Here is a 20,819-nt window from a genome sequence, read left to right on the forward strand (position 1 = left end):
GCGTCGACTGTATGACTTCTGTTTCACGTGAAATCGAAAAAGCCCGGAAGGCATTTGCCACAACCGGCAGCCATCAGATACAGCGCCACATCTTCCTCTGTGCCGAAGCGCATAAGGGTGATTGCTGTGCCCATTCAGTTGGCGCACCAGCATGGAAATACCTCAAGAAGCGGCTGAAAGAGTTAAAGCTCGACCGAGAGGGCGGGGTGGCCCGAACCAAGGCGGATTGTCTCAGGATCTGCGCCGCCGGCCCTATAGCCGTCGTTTGGCCCGATGGTGTTTGGTACCACAGTTGCACGCCAGAGGTCCTCGAGCGGGTGATTCAGGAGCACCTGATTGGCAATAAGCCCGTAGAGGAATTTCGGCTTTATCCGGCAGAACCGAAAAGCTAGCTCCGATCCTCCCCATCTCCGCGTTCATCGTCCAGCGGATCATAGATGGCTTCGTCATGACCGGTGCCACTCGAAAGAAATACCAGCCCCATCAGCGCGGACATAAGCAGCATTGTGAATCCGATGCCCAGCGCCGTCGCGATAAAGAAGTGGACCGAGACGAAGCCGTTCGCCTTGTAGAGCAGGGCAAGGGCGATCAGGATCACGCCCACCGTGACACCCATCATGAAGCGCATGAGCCGGCGGTAACGCGCCCACGCGTGGGCAGCACGTTCCGGATCGTCGAGGGGAGAGCGGGGAATCATGGAGCCCATGTGCACCCCCGGGCCCATCAACGCAAATGTCCTGTGGCGCTTTCGCAGCAGCTTGCTGGCAAATTGCCACGGGTCGTGGCATGATCGGCCTACAACAGCAATAATGGGAGAACACAGGTGATTATCGCCCAAATTCTCGAACAACGCGACGGCGCTGTCTACAGTTGCGGTATCGCGACCGGCGTAGCCGAAGCCGCCCGCCTCCTGGCCACTCATCGCATCGGTGCCCTCCCGGTAATGGATGGCAATGCAGTGATCGGCATCTTTTCCGAACGTGACCTCCTTTACTCGATTGCCAGAGAAGGCGCATCCGCGCTCGAACGGACGGTGGGCGACGTGATGACCTCTCCACCGATCACAGTCGAGCGTGATACGGACGTGATGGAAGCACTGGGCCTGATGACCAGACGGCGCATTCGCCATTTGCCAGTGGTTGAAAGGGATCGGATGATCGGCTTGATCTCGATTGGCGATCTGGTGAAAGTCCGGGTCGAACTCGCCGAAGCTGAAGCTGACGCGATGCGCGAATATATCCAGACAGCCTAGGCGCTCGCAGGCTCCAGCCCACAGAAAGATGGATGCGCCTTGCCGCAGGGGCACATGCATCCTACATCGCTGACTATGGAAACGCAGTCCCTCTCCGATCTCACTCTCACTCCGGCCGCTGCCGCACGGATCGCTGCTATTGCGCAGAAGCAGGCAAAACCGGCGCTGCTCAGGCTGTCAGTCGAGGGCGGAGGGTGTTCAGGCTTTCAGTACAAGTTCGATCTCGCCGAAACGGCGGAAGAGGGGGATGCGATTGCCGAAACCGATGGTGTGAAGCTTCTGGTCGATCCGGTCAGCTTCGATCTTCTGGCGGGCTGTACTGTCGATTTCGTCGAATCACTTGGTGGAGCGGCTTTCAGAGTTGAGAATCCGAATGCCACCGCAGGTTGCGGTTGCGGTTCCAGTTTCGGCATTTGAGCGCACACGTGCGCATCGCTTCGTTCAACATCAATGGCATCAAGGCACGTCTGCCGCGCGTGACGGAATGGCTGGAGGAAACCCGGCCCGACGTTGCCTGCTTCCAGGAAATCAAGTGCCAGGATCCTAACTTCCCGGCGGATGCCTTTGGAGCAATCGGCTACAAGTCCATCTGGCACGGGCAGAAGAGCTTCAATGGAGTTGCGATCCTCGCGCGTGAGACTGAGCCGGTTGAAATTCAACGCGGTCTCCCCGGTGACGATGAGGATGAGCAAGCCCGCTACCTGGAAGCCGAAGTTGGCGGCATCAGGATCGTATGCATCTATTTGCCGAACGGGAACCCTCAGCCCGGGCCGAAATTCGAATACAAATTGTCTTGGATGCAGCGGTTACGTTCTCGCATGGCGTCCATCTGGGCGGAAGAAATCCCAGCCATCGTCCTGGGCGATTTCAATGTCATTCCGGAAGACAAGGACGTCTGGTTGCCCAAGGCAATGGCCGATGATGCATTGATGCAGCCCGAGTCACGCGATGCCTATGCCCGATTGCTGCACGATGGCTGGACCGATGCGATCGACCGGCTCAACCCTCGGGGCGGCGTGTGGACTTACTGGGACTATCAGGCCGGCGCCTGGCAGCGCGACCATGGTTTTCGCATCGATCACGCTTTGTTGTCACCGGAATGTGCAGACCGGCTCCTCGCAGTAGGTGTCGATCGCACCTATCGTGGACGCGAAAAGGCCAGCGACCACGCGCCGATCTGGGTCGAGTTGCAGGCCTGACAAGGCATCGCGCCAGAACCCTATCACATCGTATGAAGAAAGCCCCTCCCAGGGGGTTGGGAGGGGCTTTCAGGCAACCGGCGGCAAGACCGGTGCAGCGCTGTAATCAGCGATAGAAAATGTGATTGTTGACTTGTGCAATCCGCTGGAGCCGCCAGCCGGGGGACACGTAGCGCGCATGAAAAAACAGCGCGCCCTTCGCCGGACTATCCCAGGCACCCTCGGCTGCGATCCGTGCGATTGCCTTGGCTCGATGCCATGCCCGGGAGGCCTTGTTGATTGCGGGCATACGACCGCCGCGCACGAATGAAAATTGGGAGCGCTGGTACACGACACCGCAATAGCTGGACGGGAAACGCGGAGAAGCGGCGCGATTGACGATGACACGACCAACCGCAAGCTGGCCCTCCAAAGGCTCTCCCTTGGATTCAAAATAGATCGCACCCGCCAGGCAATTCATGTCCTTGGACAGTGCTTTCCCATCGCTGGTCGCAGCGACAAGGTCCGCCAGCGAAGCGAATGTCTCGTCTTCAGCGGAACCGTTTTCGGCCACCTGCGTTTCTTCGATCAGGCCTGGAACCGGTTGAACCACTTCATCTTCAGTGAAGACTGTGGGTGGAGAGCCTGTATCATCGCCTTCGACCTCAAGCGGTCCATCGGCCAGAATTTCTTCGAACAGGCCCGGACTGCGGTCCTGGGCAAAGGCGCCTGACGTTTCGGCGCCGAAAAGAGCTGTTGCCAGCATGGCAGCCACGGCAACGCTGCCGGCCACCCGGGTCTGACGACTCATCAATGTAACACTATGGGCGGTGAACGCGCTCCGACGCAGGCTGCGGACTCTGGCGCAATAGCGCGTTTATCAAGTCCGGGATAAGACCTGCCGGCCGTTCCCCGTCTGCGTGCTAGTCAAAGGACCGGATTGCCCGATTGACCGCCTACGCACACGAATTCGTGCGGCCATCTATTTTGCGGTGCAGCGAAGTCAATCCTTTTTTATGTCAAACCCGATAAATTGTTCACCATTCGCGATATCTAGTTCGATAATCCACGTATCTGGATCCTGACGACGCCGTCGTTCAAGGTATTCGGAAAATTCCAACTTATTTTCAGCAAGTTCTTCTTTCACTAACATCCATCGACGATCTCCGTCCGGATGGGGCATACGTTCAAAAAGACGCGAATCACGACCATTTTCGCAACAAACGACAAGAATTGTCCCAGCATCACGTTCACCTTTTGCGAGAACGGTCGCAAAGCCGCCTGCGGCTTCAACAGTGCGCAATAGACCACTTACTTCAAGGTGAGCAGGCAGCCGGGCATCCATCGACATTGCCTAGGGTCGATAACCGGGAAGACTGGACAGCGGGATATGGGAGCGCATGAAGGTACCGGTACCGCGCCCGATCTCCTCTCCCTCTTCATCGATCAGGTTGGCTTCGGCCACCAGCACTCGCCGGCGGCCGCTGACCCAGCGACCCTCGGCGGTAATCTTGCCCGATTTCACCGGACGCGTGAAATGGAGGTTAAAGGATGTCGTCAAAAGGAAGCGATCGCTGATCAAGGTATTCGCAGCGTAGAAGGCCGCATCATCCAGCATCTTGAAATAGATCGTGCCATGGGCTGCACCTGCCGCATGGTGATGTCGCTCCTCAACGATAAAGTCGATGCGGGATCTTCCCTCGCCGATAATCGTCAGGTGGGAATTGAACAAGCGATTGACCGGCGCTGAGGCGTACAGCGCTTCCAGCGCCCGCCAGTGCAGCGCGGCCCCCCCTGGCCCCTCCTCAGGCGGCATCCCGGTCTGTAACATTGGTCAGCAGGGCATAGAGGGCTTCGGCATCGGTCGCTTCCGCGAGCGCGGCATGAATCGCTTCTTCACGCACCATGCGCGAAATCGCGGCCAGGGCCTGAAGATGACTGGCCCCTGCGTTTTCAGGAGAAAGCAGGCCAAAGACAAGATCGACAGGCATTCCGTCCGCTGCGGCAAAATCCACGGAATGTTCAAGCCGCAGGAATGCCGTGACCGGGCGCCTCAACCCCGGGATACGCGCATGGGGGATGGCGACACCACGACCGAAGCCTGTGCTGCCAAGTTTCTCCCGCTCTTCGATCCGTTCGAGGATTTCGACGCCATCGAGATCGTAAACTTGCGCAAATCGTTCAGCCAGAGCCTCAAGGATTGCTTGTTTGCTGCCCGCATCAATCGTCGCGACAGCATCGGGATGGAGTGAATAAAGCGTGTTCATCATTGCATCGGCTTTGTGAAACGGCCCGCGTGAACGCGGGTAAGCTGCAAGTAGTGCGGAAAATTCCGCCCGGCCTCTCACTCTTCAGGCACTGGAAAGCCGGGCGGTGCAGACTTGCGCTAGACCCGGATCAGGACGGTTCGACCCAGCCGATCGACCCATCACCCCGGCGATAGACCATATTATGCCGCCCGGTGCCAGCATTTTTGAAGAAAAGTGCATTGGTGTTGCGCAGATCGAGCAACATCACGGCGTCCGAGACAGTCGTTTCAGGAACATCGACTCGCGTTTCCGCAATCACCGGGGGGGCATCCGAAGTGATCTCCTCATCTTCCTCCGCGACGGTGGCGAAGATCGTATATGCAGCATCTTCTTCCCTGGCGGCATATGTTGCCTGCTCATGTCGATCCTTCAGCCTGCGCTTGTATCGCCGCAACTGCTTGTCGATCTTCTCCGCCGCCTGATCGAGAGCGTGATGGGCATCGTGCGCTTCGGCATGGCCCTTGAGGATCAGGCCCTGCATGACATGAGTCACGATATCGCAACTGAATGCACCCGCCGGCGCTTTGCCGAACGTGACGTTGGAGGAAAGCGCGCGACCGAAATATTTCTCGATAATGCCGTTCAAGCGGTCGGAAACATGTTCCTGCAGAGCCGCACCGGTATCCATCTGGTGGCCTGACACGCGAATATCCATAAGACAGCCTTCTCCTTCTAAATCGCCTGATCCTGCATATCAGGAGGACCAGAGCGGGGATTTGATCGATTCCAAAAAGCGGACATGCCGCTCAAGTTCCTCGGCACTGGCCATATGGGGCCGAGCCGGGCGAAAGACACGTTCGCGCACAACGACAGTTGCCGCAGCATCGGCAATCGCGCTTTCATCCGCACCGGCCAGCTCAAGGCCGATTTGCCGTCCACCGGTCAATTCGACATAGACCTGGGCGAGCAGCTCGGCGTCCAGCAGCGCGCCGTGCTTGGTCCGGTGACTGCGATCGACGCCGTAACGCGTACACAATGCATCCAGCGAAAGCTTCGCTCCGGGATGGCGAACCTTGGCAATGGCAATCGTGTCGATCATGCGAGTGGTGGACACCGCTTCCAGCCCACAGATGTCGAGTTCGGCATTCAAGAAGCCGAAGTCAAAGCCCGCATTGTGCGCGACAAGCGGCGAATCCGCGAGAAATTCCAGCAATTCCTCCGCACGTTCGTGAAACCGCGGTTTGTCTGACAGGAAAGTATCGGACAGGCCGTGTACTGCTTCGGCTTCTGCCGGCATCGAGCGGTCGGGATTGAAGTAGGCGTGAAAAGTACGACCGGTAAGCACCCGGTTGACCATTTCGATACAGCCGATTTCCACCATGCGGTCCCCCTTCTTCGGATCGAAGCCGGTGGTTTCAGTATCAAAGATGATCTCTCGCATCGTTGCCTCACTATCCACCTGCCGAGGGCCAGTGGCAAGTCAAATAGCGCGCAGGCGCAAGCTTTCGATAACCGCGTTCACTTCCGCGCGTGTCGCTGCCAACGATGCCCCGGTATCGATGACGTAATCCGCCCGCTCGCGCTTCTCCGCATCGGGTACTTGCAATTCCAGCACATGGGCGAACTTTTCGGCGGTCATTCCCGGCCGAGCGAGCACGCGTTCCCGCTGCTTCTCCGCAGGAGCGGACACGACCGCGATTGCGTCGACCCGATCCCATCCACCCTTTTCGAACAACAGCGGGACATCGAATACGACCAATGGCATGCCTGCGTGTTCCAGCAGGAAGAGATCACGAATCTTGCCCACTGCCGGATGAACGATTGCCTCAAGCCGGGCAAGCGCGGCGGCATCGCCGAAAACCAAGGCCCCAAGAGCTTGCCGGTCGACGCCGTCGGGCCCGGTCGTCCCGGGAAAGGCCGCTTCAATCTGGGGCAGTAGCGCACCGGACGGCCCCTGCAACTTGTGGACTTCCGCATCGGCATCGAAGACCGGAACGCCTGCTTCGCGAAACATTTCGGCGACTGTCGACTTTCCCATGCCGATCGAGCCGGTGAGGCCCAGAATAAAAGGTTTGCTCATGCTGTCAGCCGCCTGCGCAACTCTGCATCGCCATCGCCACGCGGCGGGGCCGCGCCGAAGAACTTAGCAAACGCTTCCGCCGCCTGGCCAATCAGCATTGCGAGTCCATCGATCGTCTGGAAACCCGCCTTTCGCGCGGCCTGCAGCAGCGGCGTATCGAGCGGATGAGTAACAATATCGTAGATCACGCTGCCCGGTGGCACGTGACTGAGATCAAAAACCAACGGCGGTTGTCCTGCCATCCCGAGCGGGCTGGCATTGACCACCAGATCGAAGCATCCCACGCGATCATCAAAAGCAAAATCGGTCGGCTCCGCAAAATGATCGAGCGGGGCGACATGATGTTCTCCCCCCGGGTCAAGCTCGTCGAGCAAAGCCTTGGCCTTGTTCGGATTGCGGCCCGCGAGCACGATCATGACATGTTCGGCAGCCAATGCGGCAATGATTGCCCGCGCTGCGCCTCCGGTTCCCAGTACCCGCGCCATTCGAAACAGGTGATCATGCGCCAACATCGGCCTCAGAGGTTCAAGAAATCCGCCTGCATCCGTATTATAGCCAATCAGTCGGCCCTGTTCCGGCACGATCGTGTTGACCGCACCGATCCGCGCGGCCAGCGGATCGAGCGCATCGAGTAGGGGAATTACCGCCTGCTTGTGCGGCATGGTGACATTACACCCGCGCCATGCGGTATCGGCTCTGCGGCTCGCGATATAAGTTGCCAGATCATCTCCGGAGACAAGCGTGGCGCGATACTCCGCATCCAGTCCCAGCTCGCCAATCCAGTAACCGTGAATGGCCGGGGACTTCGACTGAGCAATGGGATCACCAATCACTTCCGCATATATGCTCATGCCGGTAATACTCCCTGTTCACGGAGTGCTCCAAGTACGGCAAGAAGCGGCATCCCGAGCACGGTGAACTGATCGCCCGTGATCGTTTCGAACAAGTGAGGGCCCAGAGCCTCAATCCGGAACACACCGACACACCCTGCGACTTCCGGCCACTCCTGCTCCAGATACCATGCAATGAAATCATCCGACAGTTCGCGGACTTTCAACGCAGACAGGTCGGAGTGCGACCACACGATGCGCCCATCCCGGGCAAGCGCTGCGGCACTGTGCAAATGCATGGTCCGGCCCGAAAAGGATCGCAAGTGCCGGGCCGCATCCTCTCGCCCGGCTGGTTTATCGAACCGCTGACCGTCCACCACCACGAGAGAATCACTCCCGAGAACCAGATCGCCGGGCATGTTCCGGGAAACGGCGACTGCCTTCGCCCTGGCGAGGGCAAGGGCGATATCGGATGGCGAGTGCCCGGCCAATTCCGTTTCCAATGCACGCTCATCCAAATCGGCAGGGACGGAGGTATATGGTATTCGCGCGGCATCCAACATCGCGCGGCGGGAAAGACTTTTCGAAGCGAGTACGATCATATTGGTTTGGGCCCTGGTTCCCGAGCAGCGGGATCCGCATCACGTTCATTATATAGCCGCAGGATTGCCGCTGCGGTCTCCTCGATGGAACGACGCGATACGTCAATCACCGGCCAGCCATTGTCGGCAAACATGCGGCGCGCGAATTTCAATTCTCTTTGGACAGCTTCCCGGTCGACATAATCCGTCTCGGTCGCTTCATTTAGTGTGAGCAAACGATTCCGCCGAATCTGGACAAGTCGTTCGGGTGCGGTGACCAGACCTACGATCAGTGGCCGGCGAAGACTGAACAACGCCGGAGGTGGGGGGCTTTCGAGCACAAGCGGAATGTTGGCAACCTTGTAACCGCGATTGGCAAGATAGATCGAAGTCGGAGTCTTGGACGTGCGGGACACACCCGCCAGAACGATATCGGCATCTTCCCAGTCTTCCCAGCCGATACCGTCATCATGCGCGATGGTGTAATGGATGGCCCCCACACGCTCGAAATAGGCATCGTCCATCAGATGCTGGCGGCCGGGCCTGCCTTTCGCTTCCTGGCCAAGCTGGTCCTGCAACGCAACGATAACGGCATCCAGCGCGGATACCGCAGGCAACCCAAGCACGCTGCACCGTTCGACCAGAAGATGACGAATCTCGGGATTGACGAGAGTAAAGATCACCAGCCCGGGATGAGCGGCAATTTCACCCATGATCCGTTCCAGATGTTGCTGAGAACGCACCATCGGCCAGAAATGCCGCACGATATCCGCATCATCGAATTGGGCCAGGGCAGCCTTGGCCATCATTTCGAGAGTTTCGCCGGTTGAGTCCGACAGGAGGTGAAGGTGCAGCCGTTTCATGGATAGCTCCCGTGGCCTGTGGACAATCTCCTGCATAAATCACGGGATAGGATGGTGGACAAGTTCGGGAAGCGATTCCATGCCCGATTCCAATGTTTCGATCTGACACTTGTGGACATGGGGATCAGGTTATCGACAGGCTGGGGACAGTGTGGATAGCTTTTCATTGACCGGAGACGAGCAAGAGTCGCGGTGACGCACCCTCTGTTCAGCGTGGGAGAAATCGGGCAAGGCGCCGGTGTCCCCGCTATCCACAGCACAACAGCTTCCAACATCCTTTTATAAATATACTTATTGTTGATTGGATTTTCGCGATGCCCGGCCCCTTGCTCGACACCCTGCGGGGAAAAACCGTTTTTCCCCGGCCAGTATGGCTCATGCGCCAAGCAGGCCGATATTTGCCGGAATATCGCGCCCTGCGTGCCGAAAAGGGCGGTTTTCTTGAGCTGGTGTATGATTGCGAGGCAGCGGCGGAAATCACCATGCAGCCGATCCGGCGTTTCGGATTTGACGGCGCGATCCTGTTTTCCGACATCCTTATCGTACCCTATGCAATGGGGCAGGACTTGCGTTTCCTGGCGGGGGAGGGGCCGAAACTCTCTCCCACGCTCGTCGACCATGGGCTGGAAAGCCTGACAAAGGTCCCTGAACGCCTGAATCCCATCTACGATACCGTTGCGCTGGTTAAGGCGCAGCTGGGCCCCGATACGACTTTGCTGGGGTTTGCGGGCAGCCCCTGGACTGTGGCAACATACATGGTCGCAGGAGAAGGCAGCCGCGATCAGCATGCTACGCGGGCGCTTGCCTATCGCGATCCGAAGGTCTTCCAATCGATCATTGACGCCATTGTGGATGTGACAGTGGAATATCTCTTTGGTCAGATCGAGGCCGGTGCGGAAGCGGTGCAGCTGTTCGACAGCTGGGCTGGCAGTCTCGCTCCGGCAGAGTTCGAACGATGGGTGATTGCTCCGAATGCAGCCATCGTTTCCCGGTTGCACGCACGGCACCCTGGCGTTCCGGTAATCGGCTTTCCCAAGGGAGCAGGCGAAAAGCTGCCAGGCTATGCCAGGGAGACCGAGGTCGATGCGGTGGGAATCGATGAAACGATAGACCCGAAATGGGCTGGCGGTGCCCTTCCGAAAGGTTTGCCGGTGCAGGGAAATTTCGACCCGCTGTTACTGGAGGCCGGGAGCTCCATGCTGGAATCCCGGGCCGTCGCCTTGTTGGAGGCATTTTCCGACCGGCCTCATATCTTCAACCTCGGCCACGGAATCGGCCAGCATACGCCGATCGAACATGTCGAACGTCTGCTTGCTACTGTTCGTGAGTGGAGGGGATGACGATCGGCTTGTGCTGACCTAAATTGTTCATATGCAGGACGTGCTTTTCATGACCTACGCTTGGCTCAAGGCCGGACATATCATTTTTGTGATTTTCTGGATGGCGGGCTTGTTCATGCTTCCGCGGTATTACGTTTATCATCAGGAATGTGATCCGGAATCGCCGGAGAATGGCATCTGGATCGAGCGTGAGCGCAAGCTGCTCAAGATCATTCTCTGGCCTTCGCTGGCAGTGGTCTGGATTCTCGGGCTGGCACTGGCCATCCACACCGGGGCATTCAGCCAGGGATGGTTTCATGCCAAACTTGCGCTGGTGCTGGCCCTTTCAGCCTATCATGTCTGGCTCGCTGGCTACGGTTCGGCACTGGCAAAGGGGGAACGCAAACTGACCGGGCGCCAGTTGCGGATGCTGAATGAAATTCCGGGAATCGTTGCCGCGTTGGTGGTCGTTCTGGTGGTGGTTCGGCCTTTCTGACCGGTCGGGGTATGGTCACTTCCTTCGCAAGCGGTTTGCAGGGATTCATTTCGGCCGGCTTTATTTGGCGATTGACGGGCGTGTGGTGGAGGCTTATTTCAACGCCACCAACCGGCGTGGTTGCGGCATAATGCGCAACACGGTCCGCTTTCCCCAAGCCCGACAGACCGGCCGGCCATTTCATACCATTCGGAATCCCGAACCATGCATTTGAAAGAACTTAAGAAGAAAACTCCGGCTGAACTCGTCGGAATGGCCGAGGAACTCGGTGTCGAAGGCGCGTCGACCATGCGCCGGCAGGATTTGATGTTCTGTATTCTTCGCGAACTTGCGGAGGATGAGGAATACGAGCAGGAAATCATGGGCGTGGGCACGATCGAAGTGCTTTCCGATGGTTTCGGCTTTCTTCGCAGCCCCGAAGCAAACTACCTTGCCGGGCCGGACGATATCTACGTCTCTCCGAACCAGGTTCGCAAATGGGGCCTGCGTACCGGTGATACGGTCGAAGGGGAAATTCGTGCCCCCAAGGATGGGGAGCGCTATTTTGCCCTCACGAAGCTCACCAGCGTCAATTACGACGATCCGGACATGGTCCGCCACCGGACCAATTTTGATAACCTGACGCCCCTCTATCCGGACGAGAAGCTGGTTCTGGATACGGTGGATCCGACCGTGAAGGACAAATCGGCCCGCGTGATCGATATCATCGCTCCGCAGGGCAAGGGGCAACGCGCGTTGATCGTTGCGCCGCCGCGTACGGGTAAGACTGTACTTCTGCAGAACATCGCCAAGGCCATCACGGATAACCATCCGGAAGTTTTCCTGCTGGTCCTGCTGGTGGATGAACGCCCGGAAGAAGTCACGGACATGCAACGTAGCGTGAAGGGGGAGGTGATTTCCTCCACGTTCGACGAGCCGGCCTCTCGGCACGTACAAGTTGCTGAAATGGTTATAGAAAAGGCAAAACGTCTGGTTGAACACAAGAAGGACGTCGTGATCCTTCTCGACTCGATTACGCGTCTTGGGCGAGCCTACAACACTGTCGTACCGAGCTCGGGCAAGGTTCTGACAGGCGGTGTGGATGCCAATGCCTTGCAACGGCCAAAACGCTTCTTCGGCGCAGCCCGGAATATCGAGGAAGGCGGCTCGCTTTCGATCATTGCGACGGCGCTGATCGATACTGGCAGCCGCATGGACGAAGTCATCTTCGAAGAGTTCAAGGGGACCGGTAACTCGGAAATCGTGCTCGACCGCAAGGTGGCAGACAAGCGCATTTTCCCGGCACTCGATGTGGGCAAGTCCGGCACCCGCAAGGAAGAGCTTCTGGTTCCGAAGGAACAACTCTCCAAGATGTGGGTACTGCGCCGTATTCTGATGCAGATGGGCACGATCGATTCAATGGAATTCCTGCTCGACAAGATGAAGGATTCCAAGACGAACGAGGATTTCTTCGCCACGATGAATCAGTAGGGATGGACGCACCGGGTCGAAGCCCGGTGCGTAAAAGAGGCAATCCCGCTCAACCGACTCTGCGGAACGTATTTGCGCTGGCTGCTGCCCATTGGCGGGCGAGGGGGGTGCCTTCCGGACCTTCCAGAAGCGCACGATTGGCAATGAATGGATAGATCCTGTCGACAGGATCTGCCCTGGCGGAATTCAACCGCTCGCGCATGTCCATTGGTGTGATTTGCCAGGGATTTTCGAGGCCCATGGCAATGACGATTTCGCGTAGGGCGTGAATGGTGTGATTTTGGAAGCTGGCCACACGTTGCGCCTTGTCTTCCACGACCAGGCCCTGCTGGCGCCATGGTACTTGTGTCGCGACACCGGTGGGACATCTGTCCGTATGGCATTGCATGGACTGCACACAGCCAAGAGCAAACATGAATGCCCGGGCAGCGTTGCACCAATCGGCGCCGAGACCGAACATTTCGGCCATCCCGGCACCGGAATGAACTTTGCCTGACGCGCCGATTTTGATGCGGTCTTTCAGGCCCGTGCCAACCAGGGCATTACGGACCCAGATCAGTCCTTCGCGCAGGGGCATGCCGACACTGTTGGTCAATTCGAGAGGTGCCGCCCCGGTGCCGCCCTCAGCACCATCAACGACGATGAAATCCGGAGCAATGCCAGTGGCAAGAATGGCCTTTGTAAAAGCAAGGACTTCATGGGGCTGCCCTACGCAGAGCTTTACCCCGACAGGCTTTCCTCCCGAAAGATCCCGTAATTTAGAAATGAATTCAAGGAGTTGTATTGGTGTAGAAAATTCGGGATGCGCTGCGGGAGAGATAACATCCCTGCCGATCGGCACGCCCCGGGCCTCGGCGATTTCAGGAGTGACCTTTGCGCCCGGCAGCATTCCGCCGTGGCCGGGCTTGGCACCCTGACTCAGCTTGATTTCGACCATCTTCACCTGATCGCTTTGTGCCTGTTCCGCAAAGCGACCGGGATCGAACCGGCCATTGGCATCGCGGCATCCGAAATAGCCGCTACCCAGCTCCCAGATCAGGTCGCCGCCATGAATGCGGTGATACCTGCTGATTGAGCCCTCACCAGTGTCGTGGGCAAAGTCCCCGAGTTTGGCGCCTTTATTCAGCGCGGCAATTGCGCGGGCCGAAAGGGAGCCAAAGCTCATGGCCGAAATGTTGAGCAGAGCCGAGGAATAGGGCTTGTTGCAATCAGGACCGCCAATCGTGAGGCGCCAATGCTCGGGGACGTCGGCATTCGGCACGATGGAATGACCTAGCCAGCGATATTCATCGGAATAGACGTCCAGCTCTGTGCCCATGGGATGAGCGTCGAGCTGGTTCTTTGCGCGGGCGTAGATCAGGGCGCGTTCGTCGTGGTTGTATGGTCTGCCTTCGAGATCGGACTCAACGAAGTAGCTGCGCACAAAAGGACGCAGATCTTCCGATAGCCAACGGGCCCTGGCGATAAGTGGATAGTTGCGCCTCAATGTGTGGCGGTGTTGCACGACGTCCCACAACGCAATCAGCAGCAGCGGGAGGGTAATCCACAAGCCCCAGTGAAGGACCGGAAATACAGCACAGGCGATCGTGGCCGCGGCCAGTGCAAGGGGGACGGCATATCGGGATGGCAGGGGAAGCATGAGGACTGACTCTAGCCGAGATGCTCCTCGAAAAATGCGTCTGTCCGACCATCGGCCAGATTCGCTCCCTCTTCGTTCCGGCGCTGACCCATTTCAGCCGCGAAGCCGTGATCCAGTCCAGGATAGTCGTGAAGCGTGACATGCTGATTATCGTCGAGACCTTCATGCATGGCCTGTTGCGCCTCGGCTGGGACAAAGCCATCGTTACCTGCGATGTGAAGCATGAGCGGGTTAGCAATTGCATGCGATTCATTGAGCATCTGGTCGATCATCACGCCATAATAGCCCACACTGGCGTCGATATCCGTGCGTGCTGCGGCGAGGTAGGCCATGCGCCCGCCAAGGCAAAATCCGACCAGACCGACCTTCCCGACCTGTTCCTCTGCTCTTAAATATTTGATGAGTGCTTCGATATCTTTCACGCAAAGATCGGCGTCGAATTTTGCGATGAGAGCCAGAGCTTCGTTCATTTCCTTTTCGACATCGGCATCCAATTCAATTCCTGGGGCGAAGCGCCAGAAAATTTCGGGGGCAGCCGCAAGATATCCTTTTGCAGCCCAGTCATCACACTTCTTTCTGATGCCGGGATTGATTCCGAAGATTTCGGGAACCACGATGATCGCAGCATGAGGTTCACCTTGCGGGCGGGCGATGTAGACTGGAATCCCATCTGCAGTCCCTTGGTCGGCAGCGAGTTGTGGAATTGTGATCTTCTGGGACATGTTGGGATCTCCTTGCAATTTCGGGGAGATTAGGCACCGATGATGGACTTTGCCAAGGCCGTGTGACAGGTTCCTTGCACTTCGCGCCAGAAAGGGTGTTCGGATGAAAGTGAATATCGAGATAGATTGCACGCCGGAGGAGGCAAGAGCATTCCTCGGTCTGCCAGACGTCAGCCAGGTTAATGCTGTCTATGTCGACCACCTTACGAAAGCTCTGCAAGGGGTTACCAGTCTCGAACAGCTTCAGGAACTGTCGCAGCAGTGGGCGCCGATGGGTCAGTTCGGGCTCAAGCTGTTCCAGAATATCCTGGAGGGCGGAGCTGCTTTTGCGCAGGGCGCAACGAAGAAGGGCGGCTAAGCTGTCCATGATTCAAGGCCCGGTGTCCGGTGCTAGATTGAAGTCATGAACGATACTATTTTTGCGTTGTCGAGCGGGCAGCCCCCAGCAGGGATTGCTGTTATCCGTGTGAGCGGGTCTCAAGCAGGCGCCGCCTTATCGGCATTGGCTGGCCGTTTGCCGCAACCCCGGCGGGCGACTTTCGTCCGGTTGCGTGATGATGCCGGTGCGGAACTTGATGCCGGGCTTATTCTTTGGTTGCCAGGCCCCGGGAGTGCGACCGGAGAGGATTTGGCTGAATTCCATCTTCATGGCGGTAGGGCGGTTGTCGAGGCCGTTGAATCCGCACTTCGAACTTTCGGCCTTCGGCGGGCGGAGGCAGGTGAGTTTACGAGGCGGGCATTTGCTAATGGGCGGATCGACCTTGCGGAGGCAGAGGGCCTCGCTGATCTGCTGTCGGCGGAGACGGAACTGCAAAGACGTTCCGCACTGGCCATGGCTGGAGGCACTTTTTCCCGTCAGGCGGAGGAATGGCGTAGTCATCTGCTGACGCTTGCCGCTCGCGTAGAAGCCGTGCTGGATTTCGCAGACCAGGATGATGTTTCAGCGTTGCCTGAGGACTTCGGGAGGGAACTGTCGGTTCTAGAACGTGAAGTGGCTGCGTGGCTTTCAAGACCTCATGCGGAAGTGTTGAAGGAGGGCTATCGAGTGGTTCTTGCCGGACCACCGAATGCGGGCAAGAGTACGCTGTTCAATGCGTTGGTGGAGAGCAACGCGGCGATTACCGCGCCGACGGCGGGTACTACTCGAGACGTGATCACGCGTTCCGTTGCAATGGGCGGTGTACCTTTCACATTTGTCGATACTGCGGGCGTAAGGCATGCGAGCGATGATGCAATCGAAATGATTGGCATTGATCGTGCGCATGCAGAAATGGATCGAGCCGATCTGGTTTTATGGTTGGGTCCCGAAGGGGAAGGGCCGAGTGGTGAAACCTGGGAAATTCAGGCCCAGACTGACCGCAATGATTGCGTGGTCAAGCGGACACCAAGGTACAGCGTTTCGGCTGTTACTGGTGAGGGATTGGCTACCCTGAAGCTCGCTCTGATTGAGAACGCTCGCCGGAAAATGCCAAAGCCTGGGGAGGCCGCACTCAACGCTCGCCAGCGTGAGTTGGTTGCGCAGATGCATCAAGGAATTGAAAGCGCCCTGCGCGAAGACGACCCCTTGCTTCTGGCGGAGCAGTTACGCTTGGCCCGCGTAGCCCTAGATCGGTTGGTGGGGCGCGCTACGACAGAAGACATGTTGGATGCCTTGTTTGGAAGCTTTTGTATCGGGAAATAGCGAGGTCTTGGTCGTGTTTCACGTGAAACATCACTTATCGCTTCTTCGTTGTTAATCGGTTCGACGATGTTTCTTTGACCGAAATTGCGGCGTCGTTTATCGGAATGGTATGCGAGGCTTCGATATCTTGGTTGTGGGTGGCGGCCATGCCGGCTGTGAGGCAGCAGCGGTTGCTGCGCGCATGGGCGCACGGGTCGGACTGGTCAGTTTTGATCTTTCGACGATTGGCGCAATGAGCTGCAATCCTGCGATCGGGGGCTTGGGTAAGGGCCATCTCGTTCGCGAAGTAGATGCTTTCGACGGTTTGATTGGGTGCGCGGCTGATGCGGCGGCGATTCATTATCGCATGTTGAATCGCTCGAAGGGCAGCGCGGTCTGGGGGCCGAGGGTTCAGGCGGATCGCACTTTGTTCAAGGCTGCTATCCAGGATCTCCTGACGCGCCAGGGGGATTTGACTTGTATCGCGGGAGAGGCAGCCGAACTCGTTCTGGATGGAGGTCGTGCGACGGGGTTGCGATTGAGCGACGGCACGAAACTGGCAGCGTCGGCCGTGGTCCTCTGCACGGGCACTTTTCTTGGCGGAACTTTGTTCCGTGGGGAGGAGCGATTAATCGGTGGACGCATTGGGGAAGCGTCAGCGCAACGGTTGGCTCAGCAGATGCGGGATGCCGCATTGCCTATGGCACGCTTGAAAACCGGAACTCCTCCACGACTGGATGGGCGGACGATAAATTGGGCGCAGCTTGACGAGCAGCCTTCGGATAGTGACTTTTGGATGATGTCGGCGATGGGTGGTGAGGCCCGAGCCAATCCCCAAGTGTTTTGTGCGATCACCCGCACCAACCCTCAAAGCCACGAGGTCATTCGCTCCAACCTGCATCGTTCTCCGTTGTTCACTGGTGCAATTGATGCTCGGGGCCCTCGGTATTGTCCTTCTATTGAAGACAAGATCCATCGTTTCGCGGACAGGGATGGTCATCAGGTATTTCTTGAGCCGGAAGGGCTCGGAACTCACCTCGTCTATCCCAACGGGATTAGCACGTCGCTGCCCGCAGATGTTCAGCTCCAGATGCTTCGGACCATGGACGGGTTGCAACACGTGGAAATGATAGTTCCCGGTTATGCCGTCGAATATGATCATATCGACCCTCGCGCCCTGCGTGCGTCTCTGGAGCTAAAAGCTATCCCCGGGTTATACTGCGCTGGTCAGATTAACGGCACGACGGGCTATGAGGAGGCCGCCGCACAAGGTCTGGTTGCGGGAATGCACGCCGCTGCACATGTGCTCGGACGAGAGCCCGCTTCTCTCGATCGGGCCAATTCCTACATGGCCGTCATGATTGATGATCTCACCTTGCACGGCATTAGCGAGCCCTACCGGATGCTGACGGCCAGGGCCGAATACCGTTTGCGGTTACGCGCGAATAACGCGACTACTCGCCTTACTCCACTTGCGTTAGACGCAGGGTGCGTAGGGCACGAACGGAAGCAGTGGTTCGCTCGCCGAGAGACGGAACGCTCACTTTGGAGCAATGCTCTTTCACGTGAAGTCGGTGCTACAGAAATGGCCGGCGCCGGTTTGCCGGTTCGCAATGATAGCGGAAAGCGCGCGCTCCATGAGTGGTTGCGCTTTGGTGGCGTCGAGTTGTCCGATCTCTGTCGATGGTTGCCCGATCAACTGGATGTGCAAGGAGAGCTTGCACTCGAGATGGCTGAAGATGCAGCCTATGCCCCATACTTGGCCCGGCAAGATGCCGAGCTTCGCGATCTTCGCGCGAGCGAAAGTGTGGGATTGGGGCAGAACTTTCCCTTTTGCTCGGTACCGGGTCTTTCACGTGAAATGGTCGAAAGGCTGGAAAGCGCTCAGCCGGCAACTTTGGCAGCGGCGGGTCGTGTGCCGGGTATCACCCCGGCTGCTCTAGCTGCCCTGTTGGTCCATGCCCGCCGAAGAGCGGATGCGGTTGCCGCATGATTCGTAATGAAGAAGAGGCGCGTTCATATACGGCAACGCATTGCGACTTCTCGGCTATGCAGCGGCTCGATAGGTTGGTGGCTTTGCTATCTGAGGAAAATGAGCGGCAAAACCTGATCGCGCGACAAACGGTGCCGCATTTGTGGCAACGCCACATTGCAGACAGTGCGCAATTGCTGCGCTACGTTTCACGTGAAACAGGGGTGTGGCTCGACCTGGGAACAGGCGCCGGCTTTCCCGGTTTGGTGATCGCGGCAATGCGACCGAGTTGGCCGGTAAAGTTGGTAGAATCCAGGAAGCGACGCGCTGAGTGGCTTGAGTTCGCATGCGACGAACTGAATCTTCGTCACTGCGAGGTATTGGGACAACGGCTCGAAAATATCGATAGTTTTGCAGCTGGTGTAATTTCCGCTCGGGCCTTTGCACCTATGCCGCGCTTGATGGAGTTGTCTTCTCGCTTTTCCACAGCGCAAACACTTTGGCTGTTGCCGAAGGGACGGTCAGCCGAGCAAGATTTGAATGCCTTACCCAAGAGTCGCCGGAACGCGTTTCACGTGGAACAATCGTTGACCGATCCGGAGGCGGGCATCATCATTGGCGGTGGCCCAGTTGCGGGTATCCGGCCGGAAGCGAGGCAGGCATCATGATACGAATTGCGATTGCCAACCAGAAAGGTGGAGTCGGAAAGACCACCACTGCTATCAATATTGCCACGGCCATGGCCGCGACAGGCTGGAAGACCTTGCTGATCGATCTGGATCCGCAAGGCAACGCCTCGACCGGGTTTGGGATTTATGCTGCGGACCGCATTCGTTCGAGTTACGATCTCCTGGTTGATCAGGCTCCTTTGGTTGAATGTATCCAACCAACTTCAATCCCGGGCCTCGACATTGTGCCTGCTACCGTCGATCTCAGTGGCGCTGAGGTGGAATTGGTTTCGGTGGAACAGCGTACGGCGAGATTACGAGCAGCGCTTGCCGATCACACCGCGCATGAGATCTGCTTTATTGACTGCCCACCATCGCTCGGCCTGCTCACACTGAATGCTCTGACTACTGCAGATACTTTGCTGGTACCCCTACAATGCGAATTTTTCGCACTGGAGGGGTTGAGCCAGCTGTTGCAAACTGTCGAACGGGTGCAGCAACGCTTTAATCCTGACCTGGGTATTATCGGTGTGGTGCTGACAATGTTCGATCGTCGAAACCGACTGACCGATCAGGTTGCCGATGATGTGCGAGATTGCCTCGGTGGCCTGGTGTTTGAATCGGTAATTCCCCGCAATGTCCGTCTGTCCGAGGCGCCAAGCCACGGGTTGCCCGCGCTTGTCTATGACCATGCCTGTGCGGGCAGCCGTGCCTATATGTCGCTGGCGCGGGAATTGATTGGCCGTCTGCCTGAAAAGAGGAAAGCCGCATGAGCGAAAAGAGCGCACCTACCCGAATGTCAAACGCCCCAAAGCCGGCGGCAAAGAGACTCGGACGGGGACTAGGTGCCTTGCTTGGTGAAATGCAGCGTGAAGAGCCGTTGGTTGCGGGGGACAATAGCGCAGCTGGGGAAAGCCAATCCGCACCTGTTTCGGCAACACCCGATCGAGGTTTGGCAATGCTGCCCGTGGCGGCAATTGAGCCTCATCCGGAGCAGCCGCGTCGTCATTTCGATGAGGATGCTCTGGTGGAATTGGCTGCGTCAATCGCGGCTCGCGGAGTGATTCAGCCCGTCATCGTTCGGCCCATGGGGGGAGGGCGATATCAGCTGGTTGCGGGTGAACGGCGTTGGCGAGCCGCGCAGCGGGCTCAACTCCATGAAATCCCTGCCCTTTTAAGGGATCTTGAAGAGCGTGATGTCCTGGCACTGGCGCTGATAGAAAATATTCAGCGCGAAGATCTGAATCCCATCGAAGAGGCCCGTGCGTACCAACGTCTTGGTGAGCATGAGGGCCTATCGCAGGCTGAGATTGCTGAGCTGGTCGACAAGTCTCGCAGCCATGTATCCAATCTTCAACGCCTTCTCTCGCTTCCAGATTCGGTGATAGCCCATGTGGAAATGGGGCAGTTGTCGATGGGACATGCTCGGGCGCTGGTCGGTCGTGACGATGCGGAAAGCTTAGCTGAAGAAGCAATTGCCAAAAATCTGTCCGTTCGCGAAATGGAAAAGCGGACCCGGAAAGCTGCCGCCAAGATTGGTGGCGAAGGCCGAAGGCACGCGCGGGAGCCACGTGATGCGACTGGCGATGCCGATATCATGGCGGTACAAAATCACCTTGAGGAATTTCTGGGTCTGCCAGTACGGATCAATTCTGATACGGACCCTCGATCGGGCGCAGTAACAATCCGTTACCGCTCGTTGGATCAACTCGATCTCGTATGCCAGCGCTTAACTGGCGGGGGGATCTGAGCTTTCCCTTTTGTTATCGGACGAACGAACTTGGCGTGAGCAACCGATAGATGGAGTCGCGCAGCAACGACTTCGTAATTAATCGAAAGT

The 20,819-nt window shown here is 57.7% G+C and carries 26 protein-coding genes; 13 read left to right on the forward strand and 13 right to left on the reverse strand.

Features of this window, described 5'->3' with window-relative positions; all coding sequences use genetic code 11:
• Window positions 1-11: 11 nt before the first annotated feature.
• A complete protein-coding gene (locus tag MB02_RS17975) occupies window positions 12-392 on the forward strand; it encodes a (2Fe-2S) ferredoxin domain-containing protein (RefSeq protein WP_082826081.1) in 381 nt (126 codons plus the stop codon).
• On the opposite strand, the gene MB02_RS09230 is transcribed toward MB02_RS17975, so the two are convergent.
• Window positions 389-697: a hypothetical protein gene (locus MB02_RS09230; protein ID WP_067535941.1), complete on the reverse strand. Its 309-nt coding sequence runs from the start codon at window positions 695-697 to the stop codon at window positions 389-391. The two genes, MB02_RS17975 and MB02_RS09230, sit on opposite strands and share 4 nt — an antisense overlap.
• Before the next feature lie 126 nt (window positions 698-823).
• On the opposite strand from MB02_RS09230, the gene MB02_RS09235 reads away from it, so the two are divergent.
• Genes MB02_RS09235 through xth form a run of 3 tightly spaced genes read left to right on the forward strand, consistent with a single transcriptional unit; the run spans window position 824 to window position 2,451 of the window.
• Window positions 824-1,252: a CBS domain-containing protein gene (locus MB02_RS09235; RefSeq protein ID WP_067535944.1), complete on the forward strand. Its 429-nt coding sequence runs from the start codon at window positions 824-826 to the stop codon at window positions 1,250-1,252.
• Window positions 1,253-1,306: 54 nt separating this feature from the next.
• Window positions 1,307-1,669 (forward strand): iron-sulfur cluster insertion protein ErpA, encoded by a 363-nt coding sequence (gene erpA / locus MB02_RS09240; RefSeq protein WP_235829469.1) that lies wholly within the window; start codon window positions 1,307-1,309, stop codon window positions 1,667-1,669.
• Between the two features lie 8 nt (window positions 1,670-1,677).
• On the forward strand, window positions 1,678-2,451 hold the full coding sequence (gene xth / locus MB02_RS09245; RefSeq protein ID WP_082826082.1) for an exodeoxyribonuclease III: 774 nt from the start codon (window positions 1,678-1,680) through the stop codon (window positions 2,449-2,451).
• A 106-nt stretch (window positions 2,452-2,557) separates the two neighbouring features.
• Here the strand turns inward: xth and MB02_RS09250 are convergent, their stop codons facing one another.
• From MB02_RS09250 to MB02_RS09295, 10 genes are all read right to left on the reverse strand, one after another.
• The gene (locus tag MB02_RS09250; protein WP_067535961.1) at window positions 2,558-3,241 is read right to left on the reverse strand and encodes a cell wall hydrolase; all 684 of its coding nucleotides are present in this window, start codon (window positions 3,239-3,241) and stop codon (window positions 2,558-2,560) included.
• A 192-nt stretch (window positions 3,242-3,433) separates the two neighbouring features.
• The gene (locus tag MB02_RS09255; protein ID WP_067535963.1) at window positions 3,434-3,775 is read right to left on the reverse strand and encodes a DUF1491 family protein; all 342 of its coding nucleotides are present in this window, start codon (window positions 3,773-3,775) and stop codon (window positions 3,434-3,436) included.
• 9 nt (window positions 3,776-3,784) lie between these two features.
• Complete coding sequence (locus tag MB02_RS09260; RefSeq protein ID WP_067535966.1) at window positions 3,785-4,246, reverse strand: PaaI family thioesterase; 462 nt, start codon at window positions 4,244-4,246, stop codon at window positions 3,785-3,787.
• Window positions 4,236-4,697 (reverse strand): PTS sugar transporter subunit IIA, encoded by a 462-nt coding sequence (locus tag MB02_RS09265; protein ID WP_067536421.1) that lies wholly within the window; start codon window positions 4,695-4,697, stop codon window positions 4,236-4,238. The genes MB02_RS09260 and MB02_RS09265 overlap by 11 nt, the downstream gene beginning before the upstream one ends.
• A 130-nt stretch (window positions 4,698-4,827) precedes the next feature.
• Window positions 4,828-5,394, reverse strand: a complete 567-nt coding sequence (gene hpf / locus MB02_RS09270; RefSeq protein WP_067535969.1) for a ribosome hibernation-promoting factor, HPF/YfiA family — start codon at window positions 5,392-5,394, stop codon at window positions 4,828-4,830.
• Between the two features lie 39 nt (window positions 5,395-5,433).
• Entirely contained in the window at window positions 5,434-6,120 is a 687-nt protein-coding gene (gene dnaQ / locus MB02_RS09275) for a DNA polymerase III subunit epsilon (protein WP_067535971.1), read from the reverse strand.
• A 39-nt stretch (window positions 6,121-6,159) separates the two neighbouring features.
• Window positions 6,160-6,759 (reverse strand): dephospho-CoA kinase, encoded by a 600-nt coding sequence (gene coaE, locus MB02_RS09280; RefSeq protein WP_067535973.1) that lies wholly within the window; start codon window positions 6,757-6,759, stop codon window positions 6,160-6,162.
• A complete protein-coding gene (gene aroE, locus MB02_RS09285; RefSeq protein ID WP_067535975.1) occupies window positions 6,756-7,610 on the reverse strand; it encodes a shikimate dehydrogenase in 855 nt (284 codons plus the stop codon). The genes coaE and aroE overlap by 4 nt, the downstream gene beginning before the upstream one ends.
• Window positions 7,607-8,191 carry a Maf family protein gene (locus MB02_RS09290; protein WP_067535979.1) on the reverse strand — a complete coding sequence of 195 codons (585 nt, stop codon included), beginning with the start codon at window positions 8,189-8,191 and terminating at the stop codon, window positions 7,607-7,609. Before MB02_RS09290 ends, aroE begins: the two co-directional genes overlap by 4 nt.
• Window positions 8,188-9,033 (reverse strand): pyruvate, water dikinase regulatory protein, encoded by an 846-nt coding sequence (locus MB02_RS09295; RefSeq protein WP_067535981.1) that lies wholly within the window; start codon window positions 9,031-9,033, stop codon window positions 8,188-8,190. The genes MB02_RS09290 and MB02_RS09295 overlap by 4 nt, the downstream gene beginning before the upstream one ends.
• A gap of 314 nt (window positions 9,034-9,347) precedes the next feature.
• Here MB02_RS09295 and hemE point away from each other — a divergent pair, with 314 nt between their 5' ends.
• From hemE to rho, 3 genes are all read left to right on the forward strand, one after another.
• A complete protein-coding gene (hemE, locus tag MB02_RS09300) occupies window positions 9,348-10,373 on the forward strand; it encodes a uroporphyrinogen decarboxylase (protein WP_067535984.1) in 1,026 nt (341 codons plus the stop codon).
• Between the two features lie 49 nt (window positions 10,374-10,422).
• Complete coding sequence (locus MB02_RS09305) at window positions 10,423-10,848, forward strand: CopD family protein (protein WP_407919335.1); 426 nt, start codon at window positions 10,423-10,425, stop codon at window positions 10,846-10,848.
• Between the two features lie 204 nt (window positions 10,849-11,052).
• Entirely contained in the window at window positions 11,053-12,318 is a 1,266-nt protein-coding gene (rho, locus tag MB02_RS09310; protein ID WP_067535993.1) for a transcription termination factor Rho, read from the forward strand.
• A gap of 49 nt (window positions 12,319-12,367) precedes the next feature.
• Here rho and MB02_RS09315 read toward each other — a convergent pair whose 3' ends face one another.
• Both MB02_RS09315 and MB02_RS09320 read right to left on the reverse strand, forming a co-directional pair.
• Complete coding sequence (locus MB02_RS09315) at window positions 12,368-13,957, reverse strand: FMN-binding glutamate synthase family protein (protein ID WP_067535995.1); 1,590 nt, start codon at window positions 13,955-13,957, stop codon at window positions 12,368-12,370.
• Between the two features lie 11 nt (window positions 13,958-13,968).
• Complete coding sequence (locus tag MB02_RS09320) at window positions 13,969-14,679, reverse strand: dienelactone hydrolase family protein (protein ID WP_067535998.1); 711 nt, start codon at window positions 14,677-14,679, stop codon at window positions 13,969-13,971.
• A gap of 103 nt (window positions 14,680-14,782) precedes the next feature.
• On the opposite strand from MB02_RS09320, the gene MB02_RS09325 reads away from it, so the two are divergent.
• The 6 genes from MB02_RS09325 to MB02_RS09350 all read left to right on the forward strand — a co-directional run bounded on the left by MB02_RS09325 (window position 14,783) and on the right by MB02_RS09350 (window position 20,729).
• Window positions 14,783-15,037: a DUF6489 family protein gene (locus MB02_RS09325; protein WP_067536000.1), complete on the forward strand. Its 255-nt coding sequence runs from the start codon at window positions 14,783-14,785 to the stop codon at window positions 15,035-15,037.
• A gap of 45 nt (window positions 15,038-15,082) precedes the next feature.
• Window positions 15,083-16,360 carry a tRNA uridine-5-carboxymethylaminomethyl(34) synthesis GTPase MnmE gene (gene mnmE, locus MB02_RS09330; RefSeq protein WP_067536010.1) on the forward strand — a complete coding sequence of 426 codons (1,278 nt, stop codon included), beginning with the start codon at window positions 15,083-15,085 and terminating at the stop codon, window positions 16,358-16,360.
• Between the two features lie 109 nt (window positions 16,361-16,469).
• Window positions 16,470-18,332, forward strand: a complete 1,863-nt coding sequence (gene mnmG / locus MB02_RS09335; protein WP_067536015.1) for a tRNA uridine-5-carboxymethylaminomethyl(34) synthesis enzyme MnmG — start codon at window positions 16,470-16,472, stop codon at window positions 18,330-18,332.
• Window positions 18,329-18,979: a 16S rRNA (guanine(527)-N(7))-methyltransferase RsmG gene (gene rsmG / locus MB02_RS09340; protein WP_067536017.1), complete on the forward strand. Its 651-nt coding sequence runs from the start codon at window positions 18,329-18,331 to the stop codon at window positions 18,977-18,979. Before mnmG ends, rsmG begins: the two co-directional genes overlap by 4 nt.
• Window positions 18,976-19,752, forward strand: a complete 777-nt coding sequence (locus tag MB02_RS09345; protein WP_067536020.1) for a ParA family protein — start codon at window positions 18,976-18,978, stop codon at window positions 19,750-19,752. Before rsmG ends, MB02_RS09345 begins: the two co-directional genes overlap by 4 nt.
• On the forward strand, window positions 19,749-20,729 hold the full coding sequence (locus MB02_RS09350; protein WP_067536022.1) for a ParB/RepB/Spo0J family partition protein: 981 nt from the start codon (window positions 19,749-19,751) through the stop codon (window positions 20,727-20,729). Before MB02_RS09345 ends, MB02_RS09350 begins: the two co-directional genes overlap by 4 nt.
• Window positions 20,730-20,819 lie beyond the last annotated feature (90 nt).

The sequence above is a fragment of the Croceicoccus estronivorus genome, from assembly GCF_001625325.1.
Classification (GTDB): Bacteria; Pseudomonadota; Alphaproteobacteria; order Sphingomonadales; family Sphingomonadaceae; genus Caenibius; species Caenibius estronivorus.